Below are 26,324 nucleotides of genomic sequence, written 5' to 3' on the forward strand. Positions count from 1 at the left end.
GCTCAGGAAGCGATCGCCTCCGGAAAGGGGGATGGCTCGGGGAATGCGCCTTCAAAGCCGGGCCAAATCTTGTCGGAGATCAACAAGCGCACGGTTTCACGCAGCTCGGCAACCACAACCGTGGCCGCCGGCGTAAGCTGTCCCGGAGGCAGAGTATAGAGGAAATTGCGCCGCCGGAAGACGAGATCGCGGAAAGCCAGATACCGGAAGCGTCGCCCGCCGGCACTCTCCTTCATAATTGCACCCATTGGTTTGATCGTGGCACCCATCCCGTCGTGAACGCAATCCATGACGAGCGACAAAGAATCCACCTGGGCCACGACACTAGCTGAAAGGCCACGATTCTCGAACTCTGCCTCAATCCGTTGCCGCAGGCCGTGGTCGCGCGTCGGCAGAATGAGGGGTAGCGCCGCTGCCTCGGCGAGTTTGACATGGTCGATCCCGCCGGGGACCAGTCGACTTTCCTCCGGCAGGATAAGGAAAAGCTCTTCCACCATCAGGGGTTCAATTACGGCTTCAAGCGCCGGCTCGCAACTGAAGAGCACCGCCATATCCAACTGACCGAGCCGCATGAGTTGCCCGATATGCCCGCTCATCCCTTCAACAACATTGAGCAGGATGTTCGGGAATCGTTCGCGCAGGCGCTTCACCAGCGGCAAGCCGATCGCAGCTACCGTTGTTGCCGGCAGCCCCACCGTCACCACGCCCTGCACAGGCCCGGTTTCGCCCCGCGCGATCTCGACGGCCTGGTCGAACTGGCGTAGCATGAAACGCGCGTGATGATAGAGCGCCAGCCCGTTGTCCGTCGGGACCACACCCTTGGAAGAACGGTTCAGGAGCGGCCTGTCCACCTCCGCTTCGAGTTTGGCTATTTGCTGACTGAGAGCGGGCTGCGCGACGTAGAGTTCACGCGCCGCACGTGAAAGGCTGCCGCAGTCCACAATATGAACGAAATAGCGGAGTTGGCGGATATCCATACATTTTCCTCCCATGGGAGAATGGGCCGGAAGGACACTCCTGTCCAGCCATCCGCTCACATTATCGCAAACCTCCTCAGAATGCCGAATAACGCGTGCATTGCATTCGCTCGGTCGCCGCCTCGCCCTCAAGCCATTCCGCAAGAACCGGTCGCCTTTTCCGCCAGTGGAGCTTGGGGTGCCGGAAGTCGAGATATTCGAGCGCAGCGGCAAGGCCGATCGTACCCATATGCAGCGTTTGGAGGTCTTCGGTCCACGCCTCCAGACAATCGAGCGCAGCCTCGATGCGAGCAAACTGCGCCGCAGCCCAATCCTGCCAGACAAGGTCGCCGGGACGGATCACCAGCTCGTACCGGGCAATCACCGCGGCATCCATGATGCCGTCGGCAAGCGCTTCGAGTCTCAGGATCCCCCAGGGATCAGGGCCGGCATAAAGTCCCGGCCCCTCCCCTTTGGCATCGATGTAGCGGCAGATAACGCGGCTGTCGTAGATCGCCTTCGTCGAGGTAAGCAAGACAGGGATCTTGGCGAGCGGATTGAAGGCGCCGAGCGCAGTGTTGCGATCGGCCGGATCGACCTTTGCCTCTTCAAGCGCAAGCGGCACGCCGCGTTCGATCGCCACCATGCGCACTTTCCGCGCGAAGGGCGAAGCCGACGTCTGAAGAAGGGTCAGCATTTCGGCCGCCTCTCCCTTAGACCGTAAAACTTACCACGCGCTCTTCACTCATCTCGCGCATCGCGTAATATGGGCCCTCGCGGCCGAAACCACTGTCCTTGGAGCCGCCATAGGGCATCATATCGAGCCGTGACGACGAGGTCTCATTGACATGCACACCGCCGACCCTGAGGCGCTGGGCTGCGGCAAAGGCGGCATCGAGCCGGTTCGTGAACATGCCCGAAGCCAGCCCGTAGGGCGTGGAATTCACACGCGCGATCGCGGCATCGAGGTCGGAGAAACTTTCGATCCCGATAACAGGCCCGAAGACCTCTCGACAACCCACCTTCATGTTCGGCCCGATACCGGTGAGTAGTGTCGGCGCAACCACCGCACCCTCGCGCTTACCGCCGGCCAAAAGGCGCGCGCCAGACGCGGTTGCTTCGTTGACCCAGTTCTCGACACGCTTTGCATCGGCTAGCGAGATCATGGGGCCGGTCACACACCCCTCGCAGGCAGGGTCGCCATGTGGCAAAGCCGCGACGCTCTCGGCCATGCGTGTTTCGACCTCGTCCTTCAGACGTTTATGAACCATCAGAACCTGTACGGAGGTACAGACCTGCCCGGCCTTGCGGTAGCCGGCCCCGATCACCTTCGGCAGAGCCACTTCGAGATCACAGTCTTCGGCAAGCAACGTAAAGGCGATGGAGCCCAGCTCCATCTGAGTGCGCCGCAAACCTGCCTGCCCCTGAATGATCCTTCCGACCTCGGTCGATCCGGTGAAGGCGATGTAGCGTACCCTTTCATCCGTCATTGCGGCGGAGACCGCCGCGCCGCCCCCGTGGAAGGCCTGCAGATAGCCCTCGGGGAGCCCCGCCTCAAGAAAGCAGTGGGCCAGCAGGCACGCGGTGCGGGGCGTCTGGCCGGCCGGTTTGAGCACCACCGTATTTCCAGCGGCAATCGCGGGCGCGATCTTGTGCGCCACCGTATTGAGCGGAGCGTTGAAGGGCGTGACCGCCAGCACGACGCCGAGCGGCACGCGCAGCGTGAAAGCCAAGCGCCTGCCTTGCCCCGGCGCGCCCGCAACCGGGAGAACGTCGCCCGCAAGCCGACGCGCCTCCTCGGCCGCCAGGCGAAAGGTCTGCACGGTCCGCCCGATCTCGCCCTTGCAGTCCGAAGTCGTAAAGCCGGTTTCCGGCTGCATCACCGACACGAACGCGGCCAGTCGCGCCTCGATCAGCTCCGCCACACCGTCGAGAATGCGACCGCGATCGTGCGGCGTCAGCCGGTCGCCTTCAAAGGCCTCATGCGCGATTCTGATCATGCGCTCGATCTGCACGTTGGAACTCGCCGGCAACTGGCCAATGGATGTCAGACGGAATTTGTCGAGAATCTCGCTCGCGGCCCCTTCTCCGGGAACCCATTCGCCGCCCAGAAGCATCCCACAAACGGGCAGCGCCCCCACCTGGCTGGTTTCGAAACTGTAGGACATCAGATCGTCTCCGATACGGTCGTCTGCGGAACTGGACACGCTGACTCCAAGGAGCAGCACTGCCAAAGACTTAAATTAGTCGGGCGATGCGGTAGGCTTCCTGCATCGCCTCGGCCACCTTGCGTGGCGCTATGCAATCGCCGATCGAAAACACCTCGGCCGGGCCGCTCTCGAGCGCCTCCGCGATTTCCCGGCGTGGGCGGAAGCCCACGGCGAGTATGACCGTATCCGCAACAAGCCGATGCTCAGTTCCCGACTTTTCCGCATAGCGAACACCGGCGTCATTGATTTCGAGCACGCTGGCCTCCGTGAGAACACGGACGCCCTCTTCCTGGAGGAGTTTGAGCATATGCATGCGGTTGATGTAGTACATGTCGCCGCCCAGCGCGCTCAATCGTTCGACGATTGTCACCTCGCGCCCCTGCAGCACCAGATGCAACGCGGTTTCGCAACCGACGACGCCGCCCCCGACAATCACCACCTGCTGGCCGCATTCGGCCCGGTTGGTAAGGACATCGTTGGCGGCAACGACATTCGCCCCCTCGACGCCCGAAATGGGGGGCACGATGGGCGCGGAGCCGGCGGCGACGATCACGATTTCGGGAGAGATCTCCGCAACATTTTCCGCCGTGGCTTCCTTGCCAAAGACCACATCGACGCCTTCCTTCTCCATCTGGTGGACGAGGTAGTCTGTCAGGCGCCGGTAGATCTCTTTGAACGGTGGTGACGAGCCGGGCCCGAGATTACCGCCCACGCCGCCTTCCTTTTCCCATACGGTGACGCGATGGCCGCGGTGCGCGGCCACGCGCGCTGCTTCCATGCCTCCAGGCCCGGCGCCGATCACCAGTACCCGCTTCTTCTGCTCTGCCGGAGTGAGGCGCATTTCGCGCTCGTTGCCGGTCGCCGCGTTTACCGCGCAGCCGATCCGCTTTCCGTCGTGAATGTATTTGTGACAGCCTTCGAAGCAGTCGACGCAGGGCGCAATATCGAGATACCTGCCCGCGCGCACCTTGTTGGCCCAGTTCGGATCGGCAATCAGCGTGCGTCCGAGGGCAATGAAATCTGCCTTGCCGGATGTCAGCGCCGCTTCGGCTATCTCGGGATTGCCGAGCTTGCCGACTGCGATCACTGGGATATCCACTGCCTCGCTGACCATCTGCGCAAGTTCCAGTGTGCAGCCTTCGGGCAGGAACTCCGATGGCAGCGTCCAGTATTGCGTTTCGCGGCAGCCAGCATCGATCATCAGCCCGTCGACCCCGGCCGCTTCCAGTGCGCGCGCGATCTCGACCCCTTCCGGCGCCTCTCGGCCTCCGGGAAGATAGTGGTCGAGTGCATATTTCACTGTCACCGGAAACGTGTTGCCCAGAACGCCCTTGAGTCGCTCGACCACTTGCATGATCAGCCGCAGCCGGTTCTCCAAGCTCCCGCCGTATTCATCCTCTCGCTTGTTCCAGAGCGGCGTCATGAACTGGTCGAAGAGATAGCCCGCGTGGCAGTTCAACTCGACCATGTCGGCCCCGCCGACTTTGAGAAGGCCTGCCGCCCGCTCGAAATCATCGAGCATCCGGTTGATGTCGTCCCTGCTCATCGGGCGGGTCAACCGCTTGGGGTCGTTGAGGCAAGGTATGGCGGAAGCACCATAGGGCCGAATGCCCTTCATCAGGTCCGGCTTGCTCATGCAGCGCCCGAGGCCCGGCGCCAGCTGGACGCACAGCTTGGCGCCATAATCGTGCACTGCCTGGCTGAGTTCGTGCACCCAACGGGTATAAACCTTGTTGTCCAACATGAGGGAGGTCTGGATCGGGCTCAACGGATCCTTTTCGAAATGGCGTGAGACGCGGACCGACCCTGTGGTGATCATTGCGGTGCCGCCGCGGGCGCGCTCGACGAAATAGTCGATCCCGCGCTGCGAGAGGCTTCCATCGGAATCGATCAGTGCGCCGATGCCCGCACCCGACATGATCACACGGTTCTTGAGCTTGAGGTTTCCGATCCAGCCCGGTTCAAAAAGCTTCATTCGTTGGAACCTCTTTGGTGCGTGGCCTTCGTGAGTTGAGGCCCGCCAATCAGATGGCACGCGACCTGCCGCCCTGCGCCCACATCGACAAGCTCGGGATCGACAGCGCTGCAGACCGGCATTGCTTCGTCGCAACGTGGGCAGAAACGGCATCCCTTCGGAAGGTCGAGCGCCGAGCCAATTTCTCCGCGCAGGCTGGGTGCGCTTTTGACCCGATCCGGATCAGGCAGTGGCATCGCCCTGAAAAGAGCCTTTGTGTACGGATGCAGGGGCCGCTCGTAGATTTCCTCGGTGTCCCCGATTTCCACAATCCGCCCCAGATACATCACCGCCAGCTGGGAACTCACATGCCCCAGCGTTGCCAGATCGTGGGAGATCATCAGATAGGTCAGGCCGTAGCGGTCCTGGAAATCGGAGAGCAGGTTCAAAACCTGCGCCCGGATCGATACGTCAAGCGCGGAGACGGGCTCGTCGAGCACCAGCATCGTCGGTTCAAGGATCATCGCCCGGGCGATGGCAACGCGCTGCTTCTGCCCGCCGGACAGCTCGTGCGGAAAGTCGTGCATTACCCTTTCTGGCAGAGCGACCTGCGCCAGCATGTCCTCGACCTTCTCGCGGATTTCGATCTTGGTCAGGCGATTAGGTCCGGTGCGCGCATGAATCTCGAGCGGTTCGGCGACAATGGCCGAGATGCGCATCCGCGGGTCGAGCGAGCCTGAAGCATCCTGAAAGACGGCCTGCACGCGGGTGCGATACCAGGCGTCCCCCTGGGCATCGAGCTTGCCGATGTCGCGGCCCTCGAATTCGATCGCGCCCCCCGTGGGGCGGTCGAGACGCAGGATGAGCTTGCCCATGGTGGACTTGCCCGAACCCGATTCCCCCGCAACGCCGAAGCTTGACCCGCTGGCGATTGAGAAGCTGGCGCCGTCGACGGCCTTGAGCGGCTTCTCGACGCCGCCGCCCACCCAACCTCCTGAGCGGATTCCGAAGTACCTCTTTACGTCGCGCAGTTCGAGAATGGTTCCCACTACCGAACCTCCCCGGCTTCGAGTGCGAGGCACGCCGCTTGCCGCCCATCGGAAAGCCTCTTGATTGGCGGACGGGCCTTTTTGCATGCCTGCATGGCACGATGGCAGCGCGGCTCAAACGCGCAGCCGGCGGGAGGATCGAGCAGGTTGGGCGGCTCTCCGGATATCTGATAGAGCCGCTTCTGCCGCGTCCCGGGCACCGGAAGCGCTTTGAGCAGGGCCTCCGTGTATGGATGGGCGGGCGATGTGAGCACCTGCCGCACATCGCCGAATTCGACGATCTTGCCGGCATACATGACGGCGACCTTGTTACAGGTCTCGGCCACGATCCCTAGATCGTGCGTAACCAGAATCAGGGCCATGCCCGTCTTCTCCTGCAACTCCCGCAAGAGCCTCAGAAACTGGTCCTGGATCGTCACGTCAAGCGAGGTGGTCGGCTCGTCCGCAATCAAGAGGCCCGGACTGCCCGCCAGCGCAATCGCGGCGACCGTGCGCTGGCGCATGCCGCCACTGAACTCGAACGGGTACTGGCTTAGCCTTGCCTCGGGTGACGGAATATGAACCTGCCGCAGCACATCCAGCACCTTTTCGCGCAGATCCGAGCGGCCCTTCGCCGCGCCGCGCAATCTGAAGGGCTCGCCTACCTGATTGGCGATCGTGAAGACGGGGTTCAGCGATATCAGCGGATCCTGGAGAATCATCCCGATCTCCCGTCCGCGCACGCGGCGCATCTCGCGCTCGGAAAGCGTGAGCAGGTCACGCCCGTCCCAGAGCACACGCCCGCCGACGGTCCGCGCGGCAGGCTTGGGCAGAAGGCGCAAGATCGAATTGCAGGTCATGCTCTTGCCGGAGCCGCTTTCCCCGACGAGGCCGAGCGAATCCCCGCGCTCGAGCGCAAATCTGACACCGTCCACCGCCTTCACCACGCCGGCGCGCGTGTAGCAGTAGGTCCGGAGGTCTTCGACCGAAAGGAGGGGGGCCTGTGTCATCTCACTCCGAGTCCTCATGTGTTCCGCAGGCGGGGATCGAGTTTGTCCCGAAGCCAGTCGCCGAACATGTTCGTGCCAAGGACGGTCACCACAAGCGCGACGCCCGGGAAGAAGGGCAGCCACCAGGCCGTCGCAAGATAGAGCTTGGATTCTGCGATCATCTTGCCCCAGGCGACGGCAGGCGGCTGTACGCCGAGGCCGAGGAAGGACAGCGAGGCTTCGAGCATCACGGCAGCGCCGAGCTGCAGCGAAGCGACCACGAGCGCGCTGTCGATCACATTGGGCAGGATGTGCCTTCGAATGAGCCTTGCGTCCCGGCATCCGAGAACCCGCGCCATCGCCACATAGTCGCGTGACTTGACACTCAATGTCTCGGCGCGCACGACGCGGGCGTAGTTCGTCCAGAACACGATGGCGATCACGGCAATGACGGTCACCAATCCCGAGCCGAGCGCGGCGGAAATCAGCAGCGCGAGCAGGATTGCGGGCATCGACATCTGGATGTCCACGAGCCGCATCAGAACCGTGTCCAGCCAGCCGCCGAAATAGCCGGATATCAGCCCTATGGTGATGCCGACGATGCCGGCGATGCCGACGCCGAAGAAGGAGACGAGGAGGGAGGCCCGCGCGCCCGCGATCACCCGGCTGAAGACGTCGCGGCCGAGATAGTCTGTCCCGAACAGGTGGGCCAAACCGTCTCCCGTCAGCCATGAAGGCGGCCTGAGCGCCACGGCGGGGTTTACCGCCGATGGATCGTAGGGCGAAATCAACGGGCCGAACACGCCAAAGAGGATGATGGGCAACAGCAGGATGATAGGCAGGACCGGCCAATCCCCAAGGGCGCGGAAAATCGAAGCGCGGCGCGGTCCTGCCCCCGTGCCCAAGGTTTCCGCTGGCATATCGACGTGGTCGTCAGTCATATCGGATCTGTGGATCGAGCAGGCCGTAGGTAAGGTCCACGGCCAGGTTGAGGATGATGTAGGCGGCGGCCACGACGCAGATTGCGGCCTGCACCACGGCAAAATCCCGGGCAAAAATCGCGTCTATGATGAGCTTGCCGATGCCGGGCCAAGCGAAGATGGTTTCGACAACCACGGTGTTGCCGATCATGTTTGCAAGCTGGATGCCGGCGAGGGTCGCCACGGGGATCGCGGCGTTGCGGAGCCCGTGCTTCCAGACGACGCGTGCCTCAGAATTTCCCTTCACCCGCGCCATCTTTATGTAGTCGGCGCCAAGGACGCCCAGCATCGCTGAGCGGGAGAGCCGGCTCATCGCCGCAGCCGGATTGAGCGCCATCGTCACGGCCGGCAAGATCAAGTGCGCGAAGCTTCCGCGCCCGCTGGTCGGGAACCACCCGAGATCCACCGCAAAGACCATGATGAAGATCAGGCCGACCCAGAACACCGGAACCGCTAGGCCGAGCGTCACACCGAGGCGCACGCACTGATCGAAAACGGAACCGCGCGCCGTCGCCGAAGTCACCCCACTCAGAAGGCCGATCCCAACGGCAAGCGAGAAGGCAAGGCCGGCAAGTTGCAGCGTCGCCGGCAGGCGTGCAAGCACAAGCTCCATCGCTGGCATCTTCCAGCGCGTCGACATGCCGAAATCGCCCTGAACGGCACCTGCCACGAAGATCGCATACTGCACCGGCAGGGGCTTATCGAGCCCAAGCTCCTGGCGCAGTTCGATCCGGTCCTGTTCGGTGGCATCGTCCGGCAGCAGAAGAAGCGTCGGATCGCCCGCGAGCCGCATCGCCACGAAGATGATGACGCTCACGCCGACGAGGCAAAGGAGGCCTACCCCCAGCCGCTTGAGCGCATATCGCAGCATGCCCGAGCTCTCCGTTCAGTTGCCCGCCCTGCCAGCGCAGAGCAATATCGGCACCCTCGCCGGGGAACTCCCGTTCCCTCGGCGCTTGTTGTTGATGGTGCGGAGCATGCAGCCGTCCGCTCCGACTTTATTGAAGTTCCTCGTCCAGCCGATCAGGCGAACGACATGTCCTTGACCAGCACCAGGTCGAAATTGAAGCCCTGGGTCGGCACGAAGTTCACGTTGCTCTTCATCGCGTAGACAGCGAAATTATTGTAGATCGGGATGCTCGGAACATCCTCGTGAATGAGGCGGACCGCCTGCTTGATCAGCTCGCCTCGCTTTTCCTCATCCATGGTGGCGGTCGCTTCGGCGTTGATCGCATCCAATTCCGGATTGTTATAGATGCTGATCGGGCCGCCGGCACGGAAGAACAGGCCCAGATTGTAAGTCGGATCGGGGCTGCCCGCGCGGCCATGGGTGAACAGGGCGACATAGGACGAACCCGGCTCCTTGGCTGCATTGTACTTGGAGCGGTAAGCCTCCCATTCCTCGCCGACCAGCTTCGTGCGCACACCCACCGCCTCGAAATAAGCTGCAACGGCTTCCGCCACCTGCGGGTTCATCTGAACGCGGCCGGTAATGGCGTAGTTCAACTCCATGTCGAAGCCGTCGGGATAACCGGCCTCCGCCAGAAGCGCCTTCGCTTTCTCGGGATCGTATGGGTAGGGCTTCAGATCTGGATCGTAGCCGACCTCGTAAGGCGCAAGGAACGCCAGACGCTGCGGAACGCCGAACAGGACACCATTGATGATCGCATCGGTATCCACGGCGTATGCCAAAGCCAGCCGCACCTGCCTGTCGTGCCAGGGGTCTTCCGGATTTTGCGTGCTGAACACGATCGACATGGTGGGATGATTCACCGGTAGCTTCACGGTCTTGACGTCGCCCACGGCATCAAATCCTGCCACGGCATAATAGGGGCACGCCATGATCAAATCGGTTTCGCCTGCCTGGAGCGAGGCGACGCGCGTCGTTTCCTCCGGCACGAAGACGAACTTCGCACGGGCGATCGGCGGCACCGCGCCCCAGTAGTCGTCGAAACGCTCGACTTCCACATATTCTCCGACCGCGTAGCTTGAGAACTTGTAAGGGCCGGTTCCCACGGGGTTGCGCGAGAATTCTTCTTCCCCGACGCGATCAAAATAGGCCTTGGAGGCCATCATCGCCGCTCCCCGGTTGGGCAGGAATGTCACGTCCGGATTCTTGAAATGGAATGTCAGGTGATAGTTGTCCTTGACCTCGATGCGGTCGAAAGACCGCAAACGGTTTGCCACAGTCCGGCTTTCCTCCATGCCGCGCTCATAGCTGAACACCACGTCAGCCGCGGTGAGCTTGTCGCCGCTGTGGAATACGACGTCGTCGCGCAGCGTCACATCGAGTGTCTTGCCGTCTTCGGAATATTTCCACTCGGCGGCCAAGCCGGGCACGATTTCGCCGCCTGTATCCCGCGGGAAAAGATATTCCGCATAGTTCTCGATGGTATTGTAGTCGACACCCGTCCAGGCAACAGTCTGATCAGAAGTGGTCGGTTCGTCGCCGATGGCGATCGTAATGCTGTCCTCCGACTGTGCAAAGGCCACACGCGGCAGTCCGACTGCGGTTGCCAACGCGGAGCTGACGAGGAATTCCCTTCGGGTCTGCATGGTCTGTCTCCTCCCTCTTCCGGCGGCGGTCATTCAGCGCGCCGGCTTTGCGCGGGAACGTGGCTTCAGATGGTCCTCCCGACCTCAAACCCGTCCCAAACTGCCTTCATGATGTTGCTGGGTTCCTGGCAATCGCCGATCTCGTACATAGGCCCCGCGAAGAACGTGTTCAGCGATCGATAGAGTCCGTTCTCCGGTTTCATCCCGACAGAGAGAACGACCGTGTCGCAGGCAATCATCCGTTTCTCGCCGTGGTGCGTTTCAACGGTCACACCGTCATCGTGGACCTCCCGGACTGCCGTTTCGAGCAGGATCGGAACCCCGGCATGAGTGAGCATGTCGAGAAGCATGTTGCGGTTTGCATTGGCGACCGGAATGGCGATCGGCTTCGACTGCATCTCCACGACCGTGACCTTGCAGCCCCTTCGATGGAGCCACAATGCCGCCTCGCAGCCGTTTTCGCCGGCGCCGACCACGACCACCTCGCGCCCCGGCAATCGCTGCCCTAGCAGCAGTTCCGTTGTGGGAATAACATGCGGCTTGTCAGAACCGGGGATGGGAGGCACAACGTCGCTCGAGCCGGTCGCCAGCACCACGACATCGGCCTTTTCCTCGGCAACCAGTTCCGCCGTGACATCGGTGTTCACGCGCACGTCGATGCCGAGCAGCTCCATCTGGCGCTTGTACCAGGCGTTCAGCCGCTCCACGTCTTTCTTGTCTTCGGGAACCCCTGCCTCGATCAGGTGCCCACCGAGTTCGACCGACCGCTCACAGAGCGTCACCTTGTGGCCACGGCTTGCGCTCACGCGCGCGGTTTCCATACCGGCAACGCCGCCGCCGACAACGAGCACGCGCCGGCTTTCCCGTGCGGGCATCAATTGATGAGAGCGTTCGCGTCCACAGGCGGGGTTCACCGTGCAGGAGTTGAGATAACGCCCGTTGAACTGTTCCGAGCAGGCCTGGTGGCAGCCGATACAAGGGCGGATGTCTTCTATCCTGCCCTCGGAGACCTTTTGCGGCCAATAGGGATCGGCCAAAAGCGCCTTCGCCAGCGAGATGACATCTGCCTTGCCTTCGGCGATCGCGCTATCGGCAAGTTCGGGAATGTCGAGGCGCCCCACGGCGATGACCGGGATCGTGACGAGTTCCTTGACCATCGCCGAAAGTTCCAGCATGCAGCCATGGGGCTGATAGATCGGCGGATGCGCCCAATAGTGCCCCGTTGCGGTGCCGGCATCGACCGCGAGAGAATCGAAGCCGTGATCTTCAAGCAGGCGCGCGAGCTCCAGTCCCTCATCGACATCGCGGCCGACCTCCACGAAATCCTCCCCCGGTAGAGCAGAGGAATGAAACGACTTCATGTAGTGCTTCAGGCCAAAACGGTATTGCACCGGGAAATCCGGGCCCAGCCGGCGCTTGATTTCATCGAAGATTTCGAACGCAAATGTCATGCGCCCGCCCAGGTCGCCGCCGTAGCGATCGCGCCGCTTGTTCCACAGCCTGTGCGAGAACTGGTCGAGCAGGAAGCCCGCGTGACCGTGGAGCTCGATGCCATCCACCCCGGCCGTGAAAAGAATCTCCGCCGCGTTGCCATAGGCGCGGACCATCTGCTGGATCTCCTCGACCGTGAGTTCGCGGCAAATGATATCCGGAGCGGCGAAGCTCGGAATCGGAGATGGCGCGACAGGCGTGCCCACCACGTTGTGCGGACGCCCCTGGTAGCCGAGACCGGGCGAAAGCTGGACGAAAATCTTTGTGCCTAACGCATGGATCTGTTCCGTGAGATCCGCGAACGGCTTGATGAACTCCTTGCTGACAGGCCCGCGCCGCGCACGCAGAGTCTCGATATTGTCCTCGACCTTGAGCATGCCTGTCATGAGCAGGCCGGCCCCGCCCTTTGCGCGCTCGGCGAAATAGTCGATATAGCGCTGCGTGGGGATGCCCTGATCGTCGCTGAGTGCACCGAAGCCCATCGGCGCCATGGCGATGCGGTTCTTCAGGCGCAGTTTGCCGATCTGAAGGGGCTGGAAGAGATGGGGGTAAGGTCTTTGCATTTAGGCGGGGTCCGTCTCAGGTTCACGCCGCACAGATTAGATACTGCGACTCTACCGCGGAAATACTGTTTCCTTATGGGTTCATAAGTCTCAGGTATGGGGCATAATATGATGATTTTAAACGATATTTCCCTGCTCTATCGCTCGTCGACGATGTCTCCTCGCGCCTCCGCCGCTGCCTAGGGACGCCTGCAATTTTGCAATAGATAAGAGTGGCTTTTTTGGCGCCGTTCCGTGCGCTTCGAAGACAGGCTACTGCAGGATTGACCCAGGCCCTCCACTGCATGAACAGCAGCTAGGCTAAGCGATGCAGCCACGGTCAGGACCAGTTCACTGTTCACAGAAACAATGAACTGATCCAACCAATAGATTCGACGCAATTCCGGACGGAAAATCGACTTCCATATTTTCCTGGAATTGCTTGTCTTTAGCGGCCGAGATCAGCCTCGGTCAGCCCTTCGGCAGCTAGTACAGCCGCACGGTTGAGCGTATCACGCGCCGGATAGGGCGTCTCCCTGGAGGGATAGGCATAACCCTGGTGGAAGCGCATGAAGTCCCCTCCGTCAACCTGCGGCCAGTCAGGGAGATCACTGCCATTCGGATCGCCCGTCTTCACGAAGTTCGCGACATAGGTGCTGATGGTGTCGGCCATACGATAATCAGCTTCGGTCCAGGGCCGGTTGCCACGCCCTTCGCGGATCGAGTTGAGAAAATACCAAAGGTCCGAGGAGTGATATGCGCGATAGAACTCCGAGTTCCGTCCCGGCGGGAAGTGATTGAAATAGTAGACGTAGATGTTGCTGGCCGGGTTGTATTTCTTGGCGACCTCTGCCGAGACAAGCTGGTTCTGGAACCGCAAGTCAGCCTCGGCGCGGAGCGCGGTGCGATAAGCGTCGGTGGGATCTGAATACTTGTAGACGTTCTTCCAATCCTCACTGTAACCCTTGGCCTGCATCTCCTTGGCAAATTCCTTACCGGTCATGGTTCCAGCAGGATCTCCGGCCGTCGACGTACGCTCGTCCGAGACCGAGCCTATCAAAATATCCTTCCCGTTCAGCGAGTTCCTCGTGAACAAGTTTACCGATTCATCGGTAAAGACCACTCCGTCGATCGTCTTTGAAGGGCGCGCGATGCCGCCGCCGATCAGCGCGGTATAGAGGTTCTCGTCGCTGCCGGGTGCGGTGGCGGTCGCGAAATCCTGGGCTGGGATCGCCCGCAGATCGGCCAGCGTCATCGGCCGATCGAATACCTTATGAAGGCTGGCCGAAACCGTCTCCAACCTTTGTTCGAGCGGCCAGTACGGTGCGTGAAAAAGGCCACTGCTGTTGCTCTGGACAATTGCACGGTCGAACAGTTCTGCGGCGAGTGGTGACTTCAGAAGACCGACAGTATTGCCCGCCCCGGCGGACTGCCCGCCAACCGTCACGCGGGTTGGATCTCCTCCAAAACCGGCGATGTTGTCCTGCACCCATTCGAGCGCCTTGATAAGGTCGAGCATGGCCCAGTTGCCATTCGCTCCCATGGGATCTTCCTGGCCGAGCTCATCCATTGCCAGAAAGCCGAAGATGCCCAGTCGGTACTGCACCGAGACGACGATGATCCCTTTCTCGGCCAGTTTCGTCGCCCAGAACTCCATCTCCGAGCCGTAGCCGTGATCGTTTCCACCACCATGAATCCAGACATAGACCGGGAGGTTTCCGTCGGTGTCGCGCGCCGGCGTAAAGAGATTGAGGTAAAGCCCGTCCTCGCTGACATCCGGATTGAATTCCGGATCGTAGTAGAACTCGTCGTACCAGAAGCTGCCTTTCTCGAAGAGATCAGGCTTTTGCATCGACTGGTTCGGCCAGGTGTCGGCAGTCTTAACACCTTCCCACGGTTCGACCGGCTGCGGCGCCCGGAAGCGATTCCCTCCGGTGGTCGTGGCAGCATACGGGATTCCCTTGAAGACCTGGACACCGGGAACGTCAGTGGGAACGCCCTTTACCTTGCCGCCCTCGACCTGCACGATGTCCACGGGCGCAGCGCTTGTGCCTGTTACGAGCATTGGGACTGCGAAGGCGGCTGCAAGTAGCGCACCCACCAATTTTGAGCGTGAATACATTCCTTCCTCCCATTAACTGAAAGTCCAAGTGGTCAAGTCGGAAACAAGATGCTCTTTCGAGGCAGCGCCCAGCGTGGCATCGAACCGGCTCAGAATGTCCCGCGCGGCGGCCGGGGTGCTCGGGACAGACTTTACGATCAGCCGTCGAGATCGGCCTCGGTCATCTGCATGCCTTCGAGAATTCGCTGCCGAAGATATTCATCGCGGTCGGGATGGACGGTGTTGGTCCGCATCTCGACCTCGCCCTCATGAAAGCGCAGGAATTGACCATTCGAGACCTGCCCCCAGCGTGGCACGGAATGGCCATTGGGATCGCCGGTCTTGATGAAGTTGGCCAGGTAGGTGCTGGCGATGCGCTTCATTTCCAGGTCCGGCCAGGTCCAGCGCCGCTGGTCCGGGTTGTCCTTGCGGATCGCCGCGTTGAAATACCAAAGGTCGGCGGCATGCCACGCGCGGCGGAAGCCCTGATCCTTACCTGGAGGCCAGTGATCCCAGTAGAAGAGATAGACGTTAGCGTCGCTGTGAGCCTTGGCGTGCTCCGCCCCGATCTTCACATACTGGAACATGAAGTCGTTAAGCATGCGCAGGGACAGTCGGTACCGCTCTACCGGGTCGTCGCTGGCATAGAGCGGGAAGACGCTCTCATCGACACTGCCCGCCTGATAGGGGCGGATGGCAGACAGCATGGCTTCGTGCTGCTCTTCCTCGGTCATCTCCCGGTTGGCCGGGCGCAAGCCCGTATATTCATCCGCGGTCTGGCCGATGATGATGTCGAGCCCGTCGAAATCACCCGGCTGCAGAAGGTTCACCGAGTCCTCGGTCGTCGAATAGCCATCGATGGTATAGAACTGGTTGGTCGCCGCCGCTCGCGCCAAGGTGTTATAGAGCGAGGAATCGGTGTCCTTCCACTTGGCTTTCCAGGTCTCGGCGTCGATCTGGCGCAGGTCCTCGAGCGAGGTCTCCTTGCCGAATATCTCGTTCACCGCCTCCTGGTTCTGGACGGCCTTCTCCTCGAACGGGACCACTTTTCCAGGCAGGAAGCCGGTGAAGCTCGACTGGATGAAGGCGCGCTTGAGAAGGCCCTTGGCCAGCGGCGTACGCAGCAGCGCGACCGTGTTTTCACCACCCGCCGACTGGCCGCCAATGGTCACCAGTTCCGGATCGCCGCCAAAGCCCGCGATGTTGTCCTTGATCCAGTGCAGCGCTGTGACGAGATCGAGAATGGCGAAATTGCCGGCGAGGCCGTCGGGATTTTCGTCCTTCATCTCGGGCAGGGAAAGGAACCCCTGGGCACCGAGCCGATACTGGACGGAAACTACGACCACGCCCTGCGCAGCCAGTTCTGACGCGTTGAGGAAATCCCAGGCGCTTGCCGAACCGAGACGGTTTGCGCCGCCATGAATCATCATATAGACCGGCAGCTGGTCATTTGTGCTCTTAGCCGGAGTCCAGACCGCAAGGTTCAGCCCCTCATCGCTGGAGATTTCCTCGTCCTGCAAGATCGGGTCGCCCCACTCGTCCGCGGCGAGGACGCCCTCCCATGGCTCTACAGGGGGTGCCGGCTTCCAGCGGTTCTTGCCGCCGACATTTCCGGCAAAGGGAACCCCCTTGAAGACCTGCACACCCGGTGTGTCGCTCGGCACGCCCTTGACGAGCCCGCCTTCCACCTTGACTACTTCCACCGGATTATTCTTCGCACCGGCAGCGGATTGTGCCGCAGATGGATGCGGCATGCCGGCCAAGCCGTACAAGCCGAGGACCAGCAGGGCACCTCGCAGAGCTGTGATCATCTTCGAAACCCTCCTCCATCAACCGCGGGCAGTTCCTGCCCGCCTCCCGAAAGCTCCGGCCCGTTCTGGCCGCCAGAGTAAAATCCTTTTGCCCGCCGTCAGGCCGGCGGAACGACCACGCCGGCGTGGCCGTTGCGGGCCAGCGCTTCTTTCACGAAACCCGACGCCTTCATTTCCTTCACGAACGCCCTCACGTAGCGAGCGGCAGTCTGCTTTTTCGCGCTTACGCCCACCGCTTGTTGAATGGTCATGAACGCTTCCGGCATCAGCTGAAAATCCGAATGGGAATTGGCCACCCTCTGCATGGCCTGCCGGACGCCAGCGAGCCCGTCAATTTCCCCGCGCTCAAGTGCGGCGATCGCTTCGCTCAGGCTCAGGAACCGCGTGAGCCGGCCGCCCTTGCCTGTCCGTGACAGGTGCAGCTCGTAGGCGCTGCCTTTGACGGCGCCAATCTTCACCTGCTGGCGGTCGACGTCATCGGGCGTTTTGGCCGGCGAATCCTTGCGGACGAGAAAGGCCCCTTCGATGAGGACATAGGGATCGCTGAAGGCGATTTTTTCGGCTCGCTTCGGATCGACGGCCAGGAAGCAGATGTCCCACTCGTCGTGGCCTGCTCCGTCGGAGACCGCTTCGGCCTTATCGTAATGCCTGAAATGCACTGGCAGCCCAAGCCTGCGGCCCAGCTCGTGCGCCAGTTCGACAGTTATTCCGCTCGGTTTCTCGTCGGCCTCGCCCCGCCGCACCAGGACGACATTGCCGTGATTGAGGGCGCAACGCAAAGTGCCGGACGGTGCCAAATCCTTGCGTACTTGCTCCAGATCGAACTCCTGGTCAGACGTCATTCACAGGCCCTCTCGAAAGTCAGGTTCAGATCGATTTCATCCACTCGTCCTCACGAGGAAACTGCGTGACCATGACTTCCAGCCCCGCTTCGCCGGCTGTCAGGAGCGGCGCCTCATCGAGGGCGCGCAGGAAGACGAGCGAGTAAGGCTCGTAGCTCTTGCCATCCAGCAGCAGACTGCCGTTGAGCACGATGAGATACTGTCCGCCGGATTCGCTCGGATCAGGCGACTGGGCGGCCATGTTTGGGCCAAGGCGGATGACCTTCACGTTCATGCCGTCGTCGCCTGGTTCCTCATCGATGACGGACTCGACCGAGATGCTGTCTCGATTGCGCAGCACGGGATCGGTCGACAGGGTAACCTGTGGCGAAACACGATGCCGCCGCTTCGTCGGCTTCAGCTTTTCCCGAACGTTCGGCGTGCTGAGATAGACAAGACCGGCATCCGTCTTGCTGCGAAGCGTCAGGTACGAAAGCCCCTGAGCGCTGGCGATCAGCGGGCCGTAGCCCGTATGATGATCGGCGTAATGCACCGTGACGAGCTGGACCTGGTTGCGGCCGATGGTTCCGCTGCCGGCGATGAAAACCTGGAACTGATCCACGATATGGAAATGGGAATCGAGTTTCTGGTGAGCATTGAGGTCCAGCCGGAACGCCTGCGGGTCAGGAGTCGCGATATCCGAGTTCTTGCCGAAGAGATTGATCTTCCAGGATTGCCCGCGGCGGAACCGGTCGGGTTCCTTCTCCACGTAAGAAGCGGCCTGCATCGAATTCCTCCTTGCCTTGTTGCCTGCCCCTTCAGTGGTGATGGGGCGGCGGAAATTCCCAATCAAGCTCGGCGCTAAGATGATCTCGGTCCGTGCCGATCAACTGGTAGAGCGGCATGAACTGCCGCGGCGCGTTGACCGTCTGAACGGCAACGAGCCGGTCATCCTGAAAGCCAAGCACGGAGAATGCACCGCTCTCGGGCGCCTTGAGGACAAACTCCTTCGTCACGCCGTGGACATCTCCGGCCATCTGCAGGTTCATGGCGCCCTGGTGGGTCCAGTAGCGGGGAACCCCCAGTGCGGGCACCGGCCGGCCCGCGATCGCCGCGGCAACCATTTTCGCCTGCTCCTGCCCGGGGTTCACGGCCTCATATCGGATATGACGCCGCGATACCGGGTCTAGCCAGGCAGCGCAGTCACCGATCGCAAACACCGCGGGATCGGTCGTGCAGCCCTGTTCTGATGCAAGAATGCCATCGGCGACCGGCAAGCCCGCTTGCCGCGCGAGCCCGTCATTGGGTGCGATCCCGATCGCGACCACGGTGAGATCCACGGAGAGGGTCTCCCCGCCCTCCAGGACGACGACATCGCCCTCCCCGCCTGCCTGACGCCCGATCGAAGCCAAGGTCGTGCCAAGCCTCAGGTCGAGCCCGTTGGCGCTGTGCCGGTCCGCCAAGTAGTTCGAGATCGACCGGCTGACGGAACGCTGCATGATGCGTTCGCCCGCCTCCAGCAGGGTAGTGCTGACACCCTTGACGAGCGCAACGGCTGCAACTTCCAGGCCGATCAGTCCGCCGCCGACGACCGCCATCGAGCGGGCGGAAGCAAGCCGCACCTTGAGAGCTCGCAGGTCATCAAAGTTGCGGAGATAGAGCGCGCGCCGCTCGGGGTCGACCGCTTCCGGAAGCTTCCTCGGCGAGGCACCGCAAGCAAGGATCAGCGTCTCGTAATCATGGCACTGCCCATTGGCGTCCACGACGCAGCGATCCTTCAGGTGAAGTTGCGAGGCCGTCGCGCCGCGAAGGAGCACAAGCCCATTCTTCTCATAGAAGTTTTCGACCCGCAGCGGCTGTGGGTCGAAAACTTCCTCCCGGAGGGCCTCCTTGGAAAGCTGCGGCCGGTGATAGGGGAGCGTCGGCTCCTGTGCGATGATCTTGATCGCACCCGAACAACCCTCTGCGCGGAGGGCAGACGCTGCCGCAACACCGGCATGGGAGCCTCCGACAATCAAGATACTCGACATGGATTTCCCCTGGCTCAGCCGACCACCACCATGTCGAACTCGCTCTTGCGCGCGCCGCATTCCGGACAGAACCAGTCGTCAGGCACATCCTCCCACCGCGTACCGGGCGCTATGCCGCCGTCAGGATCACCTATCGCTTCGTCATATCGAAAGCCGCAGAGCACGCATTCCCAGATCCTGGAGGCGCCGTCCTGCACGACATCTGCTGACGCACTCATCACCAGTCCTTGTCCTGATTGCCTTAATTCGGTTCGAGGCTAATTCAGTGGCTCCCATATCGCTAGCCGCTGGTTTAGACTATCAGTCATGCCAAAATGGCATATGCCAGAAGGGGATGGTATGGATATCCGCCAGCTAAACTATTTCGTGAGGGTTGCGGAGCTCGGAAGCTTCAGCCGCGCCTCGGCTTTCCTGCACGTTGCCCAGCCAGCACTCAGCCGTCAGATCCGCAACCTGGAGCTGGAACTGAAGGAAACGCTTCTCATCCGCAACGGAAGAGGCGTGGAGCCGACAGAAGCCGGAGAACGACTCCTGACCAATGCACGCGGCATCATGCGGCTCATGGAGCGGACCTACGAGGATGTTGAGAACGCGCGAACCGGTAAATCCGGGAAAGTGGCGATCGGCATGCCCGCCACGATTTCGATGGCCATTGCCACCGCACTGATCCGACGGTTGCGCGAGGAACTGTCGGATGCCCGCGTCACGTTAGTTCATGGGCGATCGCGCCAGTTGCAGGAATGGGTACTGTCCGGCAGTCTTGACGGGGCGATCATGTTCGACGCGCCCTCCTCCCCCATGCTCGAAATCGACGAACTCATTCGAGAACAACTCTATCTGGTTGGCCCGGAGTCCGCATTTGACGATCTAGGCCCCATCCCGCTGGAGGAGCTTTCTTCCCTTCCCATGATCATCGCTGTTCGCCCGAACAGCGTGCGGGTTCTGGTGGATTCAGAGCTGGCAAGGCTCGGCCAGAAACTGAACATCGTTTTCGAGCTGGAGCCGCTGGACGCGATGCTGGATCTCGTCCAGGACGGCTACGGCTTCACCGTGGCTTCGCGACGGACGTTGAAAACGAAAGGGCGCGGCGAGGGACTAGCCATGCGGAAAATTGTCGGTCCCGAGCTGGTTCTCCCCGTTCAGATCGTGCTGCCCACGCGAAGGCACAACAATCGCCTTCAGGAAGCAGCGTTCCGGATTCTAAAGGAGCTGAGCCTGCAGGTCCTCAAGAGCGAAGATTAGGCCGGATCACTCGAATTTCTGTCGCTCCCACGATTCCGACTTATGCCAATGCAGCATATCTGAAAGTCAAACAATCAACATTGCGATAGAAAGGCCGATGAGCGATGCTCATGGCGTAAACACACCGTCTGCCTGCCGATGACGGGCTCGCGGTGGCGGGAGCGGCAGGCCCGTCGCCCCCAATGGCGGATGCGGAGAGACGGTCCGATTTGTCCGTGCAGGAGCTAAAGGGATACGATGACATCACCGCGAACATGGAATGTTACACTGGCCGGCGAGTGCATGGTTTGCCGGCCGTTCATGCTCCACGACGAGCCGGAATTCACGGGTGTCATCGATCTTCTGACAGACTCGGACGTCACCTACGCTCACCTCGAAATGAACCTCGCCGATTATAAGGAGCTTCGATGGCCGGCCCGTGGTCAGGGCATCGGCAGCTTCATGATGGCCGATCCCGAAATCGCCATGGATCTGAAGTCCGCCGGCATCGACATCGTGTCTACAGCCCACAACCACAGCTTCGATTTCGGGGCCGAGGGGTTGCTGGCGACCAAGAAGCATTGCAAGGCAGCCGGGATTGCAGCAGCGGGAACCGGCGCGGACCTCGAGCAGGCCAGCGAGCCCGCCTATCTTGAGAAGAAGAGGGGACGCGTGGCGCTTGTCTCGACCAGTTCCGGCAACCAGCATTTCATGTGGGCGGGACTTCCAAAGGGAGCACTTCAGGGGCGCCCCGGCGTAAACCCGCTCCGCATCTCGTATGAATTCGTCGTGGACGAGAACACGGCCGCCAATCTCAAGGAGTTCGGCCGCAACCTCAACGTGCTCAAGCCGGTCAAGAGTGAGAAGCCGGGCGCGTTCGGCATCCTGATGCCTGGCGCGCAGCAGTGGGGTGACGTCAATACCTTCGTTGTGGGCGACCGCTTCGACATCGTCAGCCGCTGCCACCAGCGCGACCTCGAGCGCAATCTGCGCTCCGTCGAAGAAGCAAAGGCGATGGCTGACCTGGTGCTGGTCGCGCATCATTTCAGCGTGGCGGATGGCCCCCGAGGCGACACCCCGCCGAAGTTTGCCCGGGATTTCGCCCATGCAGCGATTGACGGCGGGGCCGACATCTATGTCGGGCATGGCTGGCACAAGACACTGGGCATCGAGATCTACAAGGGCAAACCGATCATCTACGGGATCGGCAACTTCTTCGCCCAGTCCGAATTCATCCAGCGCGTTCCTTACGACAGCTACGATGCATGGGGGCATGATGTCGACCGCCTGCCCACGCTGACGCCGGCGGCGCACCCGCTCCATCCGGGCCTAGACTCGCCGTCCGATACCTGGTGGAGCTCGGCGATCATCAAGGTCGAGATGGAAGACCATCAGCTCAAGCGCATTCACCTCCACCCGGTGGAGATGGGCCGCGAGAGCACACCGGATGCCCCCCAGACCCGACGCACTGGAAGCGGCGAGCATGACTTTACCGAAGGAAGGCCGATGCTGGCAAAGGGGGACGACGCGCTGCGCATCCTCGAACGCTTTCAGCGTCTGTCGAAGATGTATGGCACCAACGTCGAAATCTATGGCGGCGTGGGCACAATCGATTTGTCGAGCGCCGAACCGGCCGCACTGTCGGCCTGAATATAAATCCGGCCGACGAGGCCGCAAGATACTTCGCCGGCGGCATGCCTGCCGGCGGCGATAAGAAGAAAACAGGGAGGATTCGAGCCATGAGCGTGGCGACTCCGGCACTTGAGGTGGTCGGCGCGGGGCACGTGGCGCAACCGGACCGTCCGCGGCTGTTGCGGGTATCTTCCCTCAGCGTGTCGTTTCCAGGCGCGGAGGGGCGCGAAAGCGAGGTCGTGAGCGAACTCAGCTACGAGATCGCCCAGGGGGAGACGCTTGGCGTGGTCGGCGAAAGCGGCTGCGGCAAGACAATGACTTCGCTCGCCATCATGGGACTGCTGCCAAGTGGCGCCAAAGTTTCCGGATCGATCGAGTTCGACGGCAAGGATCTGACAGCCTTCAGCCCCAGGCAATGGCGGAACCACCGTGGCCGAGAGGTGGCCATGGTGTTCCAAGAGCCAATGACGGCCATGAATCCGGTCATGAAGGTCGGGCAGCAGATCGCGGAAGTTCTCGTCAAGCACGAGAGGCTCAGCAAACGGGCAGCCTTCGGTCGCGCAGTAGAACTCCTCGCCAGCGTCCATATCCCCTCGCCCGAGCGGCGGGCGCAGGACTATCCCCACCAGCTCTCCGGCGGGATGCGACAGCGCGCTATGATCGCCATGGCCTTGGCCTGCCGCCCGAAGCTCCTGGTGGCAGACGAGCCGACCACAGCGCTCGACGTAACCGTCCAGGCACAGATCCTCGATCTGATGCTTGAGCTCCAGGACACATACGGAACGGCCATACAGTTCATCAGCCATAATCTTGCGGTGGTCTCCGAGGTCGCGCACCAGCTCATGGTCATGTACTCGGGACGCATCGTCGAGTACGCGCCCGCCGAGGATCTGTTCGCCAATCCACTTCACCCCTACACACAGGGGCTGATCAGGACGCTGCCGGACATCGCCCAACCGATGGCGGAACTCTACACGATCCCTGGATCCGTCGGCGGAAAGCGACCGTCCGGCTGCCGCTTCTCCAACCGGTGTCCGCTGGCGGACGCGCGGTGCCGCGAAGCCGAGCCAGCTTTGCGTGAGGTCACGCTGAGCCATCACGTCGCTTGCTTCAAGGTGAACTGATGAACGCTCTCGTCGAAGTCGACAACCTGAACCTGCACTTCCCCATCGACGACGGATTCTTCAAGGAGAAGCTTACGCTCAGGGCGCTGACTGATGTTTCCTTCTCGGTCGAAGAGGACGAGACGCTGGCGATCGTAGGCGAAAGCGGAAGCGGCAAGACTACACTCGGTTACACTATCTCAGGGCTCCTCACCCCGACCTCCGGGCGGATCAAGTTTGGTGCGGCGCTGGGTGGCCATTCACAGAAACGTCCGGTGCAGTTGGTCTTCCAGGACCCCTTTTCCGCGCTCGACCCGCGGATGATGGTAGGCGATATCGTTGCCGAGCCACTGCGCCTGCAGGGGGTGAGCCGCGCCGAGCGGCTCCAACAGGCTGATGACGTGCTGGAACAGGTGGGCCTACCCGCCGAAAGCGCGCGGCGATACCCGCACGAGTTCTCGGGCGGGCAGCGTCAGCGCATCGCCATAGCGCGCGCCCTGATTGCAAAACCCAAGCTCATCGTCGCCGACGAGCCGCTTTCCGCGCTCGACGTCTCGATCCAGAGCCAGATCCTGAACCTGCTCAACAAGATCAAACGCGACCGCACCATCAGCTATCTGTTCATCAGTCACGATCTCGGCGTAGTCCATCATCTCGCCGACCGGGTGATAGTGCTCTATCTCGGCCGCATCATGGAGATCGCGTCGCGCCAGGATTTGTTCGCGACGCCAAGCCACCCCTACACCCAGGCGCTTCTGGAGTCGGTGCCTCGCATCGGCCGAGGAAGGCGCAAGCCGGGCCAGGCGCTCAAGGGCGAGATCCCGACACCGTTGTCACCGCCGCCAGGCTGCGTCTTCCACACCCGGTGCCCCAGGGCGCAGGAAGTCTGCCGCCGCCAGATCCCTGAGCTATTGCCGGCGCCGGGACGGCCCGAACAGCTCTCCGCCTGCCATTTCAAGGACTGATGCCATGCTGAGATACACATTCTTCAGACTGGTACAGGCCGCTTTCGTCCTGCTCGTGATGACATTTCTGCTCTTCATGCTGATCGGCATGATGCCGGGCGACCCGGTCGAGAACATGCTGGAGGGCAATCCGGCGCTAACCCCGGAGCTGGCGCGGCAGATGCGCGAGCTCTACGGTGTGGGCGTTCCCCTACCTGTTCGCTACTGGCACTGGCTGACTGCGGCATTTCAGGGTGATTTCGGCTTTTCAAGTCTCTACTTCCGGCCGGTGCTGGAAATCCTGGGCCCCGCGCTCCTGCAGACGCTGAAGCTGATGGTCGCGACAATCGTGCTGTCGATCCCCTTGTCCTTGCTGCTGGGTGCCATCGCGGCTTTGCGGCCCGGCGGTTGGATGGATACCGCCATCAGTTTCTTCGCCTTCGCAAGCATTTCACTGCCCAACTTCTGGCTGTCCTTGATCCTCATCATCGTGTTTGCCGTGCAGTTTGGCTGGCTTCCGGCCAGCGGCACGCCGCTCGCCGACAACCCCTCCCTGGGACTCCAGATCTACCATTCGATACTGCCCGTCACGGTACTCACCATGTTCTTCGTCGGCCCGCTCCTGCGCTACGTGCGCGCGTCCATGATCGAGACCATGAGTTCCGACTACATTCGCACGGCACGGGCCAAGGGCCTCTCCGAGACGACGGTCATCGTCAAGCACGCGTTACGCAATGCGCTCATCCCCATGGTGACGGTGCTGGCGCTCGGCTTTGGAATGCTGTTTTCCGGCGCCCTGGTGGTGGAGACCATCTTCGGCATTCTCGGTATGGGCAAGATGATCTTCGACGCCATCCGCTATGTCGACTTCAACCTCGCGCTCATCGGTCTTCTGCTAGCCACCATCGTCACGCTGGTATCCAATCTTTTGGCCGATCTCGCCTATGCCTGGCTCGACCCAAGGATCACACTGAAATGAGCGCGATCGATACAGGACTCGCCGGCATCCCCTCGGCTCCCCGCCAGACGATCTGGCAGCTCCGTCGCAAGCGCTTCCTGCGCAACAAGCCGGCCGTGATTGCGCTCGCAATACTCGTGACGCTGACGGCTCTGTGTGTGCTGGCCTACCCGTACAGTCTCCTCATGGGCCTCGATCCCAACGAGACCAACCTTCTGATGCGCTTCCGTCCCCCCACTGCCACGCACTGGCTGGGCACGGACTCGCTCGGCCGGGACGTGCTGCTGCGCCTGATGTATGGCGGTCAGGTGTCAATCGCCGTCGGCGTCCTGGGAACCTTGCTGACTGCCCTCATCGGCATCCTGATCGGCGTCTGGGCCGGCTTTCTCGGCGGCAAGGTCGACGCATTCCTGATGCGGTTGACTGACGTCGTCATCGCACTGCCGATGACGCCCGTCCTGATCGTGCTGGGTGCCGTGGATCTGTCGAAACTTGGGCTGTCGCAGGCGCTCGCAAGTTCGCCCGGAGTGGTTTTCCTGCGCATCGTCGTCATCATCGCTCTGGTGGACTGGACGACTATCGCGCGCATCACGCGTGCAGCTACAATCGAGGTGCGCCAACGCGAGTATGTGAAGGCGGCGACGGTGAGCGGCGCCCGGCATCTCTATAACGTCCTGGTCCATGTGCTGCCCAACATCACTACACCGATCACGGTGGCGGCAACGCTGTCGGTGGGGCGCATTATCCTGTTCGAATCCACGCTGAGCTTCCTCGGCTTCGGCATCGTTCCGCCTACGCCGTCATGGGGCAACATGCTTACCAATGCGCAGGAACTCATCATTTCAGCGCCGGCGCTCGCCGTCTATCCGGGCCTGCTGATCTTCCTGACCGTTATTTCCGTGAATTTCGTGGGGGATGGAATCCGCATCGCGTTCGATCCTCGCTCGGAAAAATAGGTCCGGATCCCCGGACCTCCATCAAAGTTCTCTAGGGAGGA

The 26,324-nt window shown here is 61.6% G+C and carries 22 protein-coding genes; 6 read left to right on the forward strand and 16 right to left on the reverse strand.

Annotation, left to right across the window (positions count from 1 at the left end; translation table 11 throughout):
- Positions 1–2 precede the first annotated feature (2 nt).
- The 16 genes from N5A92_RS16945 to N5A92_RS17020 form a co-directional block, all read right to left on the reverse strand.
- Positions 3–977, reverse strand: coding sequence for a LysR substrate-binding domain-containing protein (locus N5A92_RS16945; protein ID WP_260904878.1), 975 nt, complete (start codon positions 975–977; stop codon positions 3–5).
- Between the two features lie 76 nt (positions 978–1,053).
- Positions 1,054–1,653 (reverse strand): glutathione S-transferase family protein, encoded by a 600-nt coding sequence (locus N5A92_RS16950; RefSeq protein WP_260904880.1) that lies wholly within the window; start codon positions 1,651–1,653, stop codon positions 1,054–1,056.
- Between the two features lie 16 nt (positions 1,654–1,669).
- Positions 1,670–3,163, reverse strand: coding sequence for an aldehyde dehydrogenase family protein (locus N5A92_RS16955; protein ID WP_260904881.1), 1,494 nt, complete (start codon positions 3,161–3,163; stop codon positions 1,670–1,672).
- Between the two features lie 31 nt (positions 3,164–3,194).
- Positions 3,195–5,141: an oxidoreductase gene (locus tag N5A92_RS16960; protein ID WP_260904882.1), complete on the reverse strand. Its 1,947-nt coding sequence runs from the start codon at positions 5,139–5,141 to the stop codon at positions 3,195–3,197.
- Complete coding sequence (locus N5A92_RS16965; protein WP_260904883.1) at positions 5,138–6,169, reverse strand: ABC transporter ATP-binding protein; 1,032 nt, start codon at positions 6,167–6,169, stop codon at positions 5,138–5,140. Before N5A92_RS16965 ends, N5A92_RS16960 begins: the two co-directional genes overlap by 4 nt.
- Entirely contained in the window at positions 6,169–7,158 is a 990-nt protein-coding gene (locus tag N5A92_RS16970; protein ID WP_260904885.1) for an ABC transporter ATP-binding protein, read from the reverse strand. Before N5A92_RS16970 ends, N5A92_RS16965 begins: the two co-directional genes overlap by 1 nt.
- Before the next feature lie 14 nt (positions 7,159–7,172).
- A complete protein-coding gene (locus N5A92_RS16975) occupies positions 7,173–8,078 on the reverse strand; it encodes an ABC transporter permease (protein WP_260904886.1) in 906 nt (301 codons plus the stop codon).
- Positions 8,071–8,988 (reverse strand): ABC transporter permease, encoded by a 918-nt coding sequence (locus N5A92_RS16980; protein ID WP_260904887.1) that lies wholly within the window; start codon positions 8,986–8,988, stop codon positions 8,071–8,073. The genes N5A92_RS16975 and N5A92_RS16980 overlap by 8 nt, the downstream gene beginning before the upstream one ends.
- Before the next feature lie 152 nt (positions 8,989–9,140).
- Positions 9,141–10,673: an ABC transporter substrate-binding protein gene (locus N5A92_RS16985; RefSeq protein WP_260904888.1), complete on the reverse strand. Its 1,533-nt coding sequence runs from the start codon at positions 10,671–10,673 to the stop codon at positions 9,141–9,143.
- A 65-nt stretch (positions 10,674–10,738) separates the two neighbouring features.
- Positions 10,739–12,727 carry an oxidoreductase gene (locus N5A92_RS16990; protein ID WP_260904890.1) on the reverse strand — a complete coding sequence of 663 codons (1,989 nt, stop codon included), beginning with the start codon at positions 12,725–12,727 and terminating at the stop codon, positions 10,739–10,741.
- Between the two features lie 427 nt (positions 12,728–13,154).
- Positions 13,155–14,828 (reverse strand): carboxylesterase/lipase family protein, encoded by a 1,674-nt coding sequence (locus N5A92_RS16995; protein WP_260904892.1) that lies wholly within the window; start codon positions 14,826–14,828, stop codon positions 13,155–13,157.
- 137 nt (positions 14,829–14,965) lie between these two features.
- A complete protein-coding gene (locus N5A92_RS17000) occupies positions 14,966–16,618 on the reverse strand; it encodes a carboxylesterase family protein (protein ID WP_260904893.1) in 1,653 nt (550 codons plus the stop codon).
- Positions 16,619–16,716: 98 nt separating this feature from the next.
- The gene (locus N5A92_RS17005) at positions 16,717–17,361 is read right to left on the reverse strand and encodes a transporter substrate-binding domain-containing protein (RefSeq protein WP_260904894.1); all 645 of its coding nucleotides are present in this window, start codon (positions 17,359–17,361) and stop codon (positions 16,717–16,719) included.
- A 124-nt stretch (positions 17,362–17,485) separates the two neighbouring features.
- Positions 17,486–18,226, reverse strand: coding sequence for a hypothetical protein (locus N5A92_RS17010; RefSeq protein ID WP_260904895.1), 741 nt, complete (start codon positions 18,224–18,226; stop codon positions 17,486–17,488).
- A 31-nt stretch (positions 18,227–18,257) separates the two neighbouring features.
- Positions 18,258–19,469: an NAD(P)/FAD-dependent oxidoreductase gene (locus N5A92_RS17015; RefSeq protein WP_260904897.1), complete on the reverse strand. Its 1,212-nt coding sequence runs from the start codon at positions 19,467–19,469 to the stop codon at positions 18,258–18,260.
- Positions 19,470–19,483: 14 nt separating this feature from the next.
- Positions 19,484–19,687 carry a rubredoxin gene (locus N5A92_RS17020; protein ID WP_163269422.1) on the reverse strand — a complete coding sequence of 68 codons (204 nt, stop codon included), beginning with the start codon at positions 19,685–19,687 and terminating at the stop codon, positions 19,484–19,486.
- A gap of 121 nt (positions 19,688–19,808) precedes the next feature.
- Between N5A92_RS17020 and N5A92_RS17025 the strand changes: the two genes are divergently transcribed.
- From N5A92_RS17025 to N5A92_RS17050, 6 genes are all read left to right on the forward strand, one after another.
- Positions 19,809–20,711 carry a LysR family transcriptional regulator gene (locus N5A92_RS17025; RefSeq protein ID WP_260904898.1) on the forward strand — a complete coding sequence of 301 codons (903 nt, stop codon included), beginning with the start codon at positions 19,809–19,811 and terminating at the stop codon, positions 20,709–20,711.
- 237 nt (positions 20,712–20,948) lie between these two features.
- Positions 20,949–22,340: a CapA family protein gene (locus tag N5A92_RS17030; protein WP_260904900.1), complete on the forward strand. Its 1,392-nt coding sequence runs from the start codon at positions 20,949–20,951 to the stop codon at positions 22,338–22,340.
- An 89-nt stretch (positions 22,341–22,429) separates the two neighbouring features.
- Positions 22,430–23,446, forward strand: a complete 1,017-nt coding sequence (locus tag N5A92_RS17035; protein ID WP_260904901.1) for an ABC transporter ATP-binding protein — start codon at positions 22,430–22,432, stop codon at positions 23,444–23,446.
- On the forward strand, positions 23,446–24,390 hold the full coding sequence (locus tag N5A92_RS17040; protein WP_260904902.1) for an ABC transporter ATP-binding protein: 945 nt from the start codon (positions 23,446–23,448) through the stop codon (positions 24,388–24,390). Before N5A92_RS17035 ends, N5A92_RS17040 begins: the two co-directional genes overlap by 1 nt.
- 4 nt (positions 24,391–24,394) lie before the next feature.
- The gene (locus tag N5A92_RS17045) at positions 24,395–25,348 is read left to right on the forward strand and encodes an ABC transporter permease (protein WP_260904903.1); all 954 of its coding nucleotides are present in this window, start codon (positions 24,395–24,397) and stop codon (positions 25,346–25,348) included.
- On the forward strand, positions 25,345–26,283 hold the full coding sequence (locus tag N5A92_RS17050) for an ABC transporter permease (RefSeq protein ID WP_260904905.1): 939 nt from the start codon (positions 25,345–25,347) through the stop codon (positions 26,281–26,283). Before N5A92_RS17045 ends, N5A92_RS17050 begins: the two co-directional genes overlap by 4 nt.
- Positions 26,284–26,324: the final 41 nt, after the last annotated feature.

Origin of the sequence: Chelativorans salis, from assembly GCF_025336525.1 — a bacterium.
Taxonomy (GTDB): Bacteria; Pseudomonadota; Alphaproteobacteria; order Rhizobiales; family Rhizobiaceae; genus Chelativorans; species Chelativorans salis.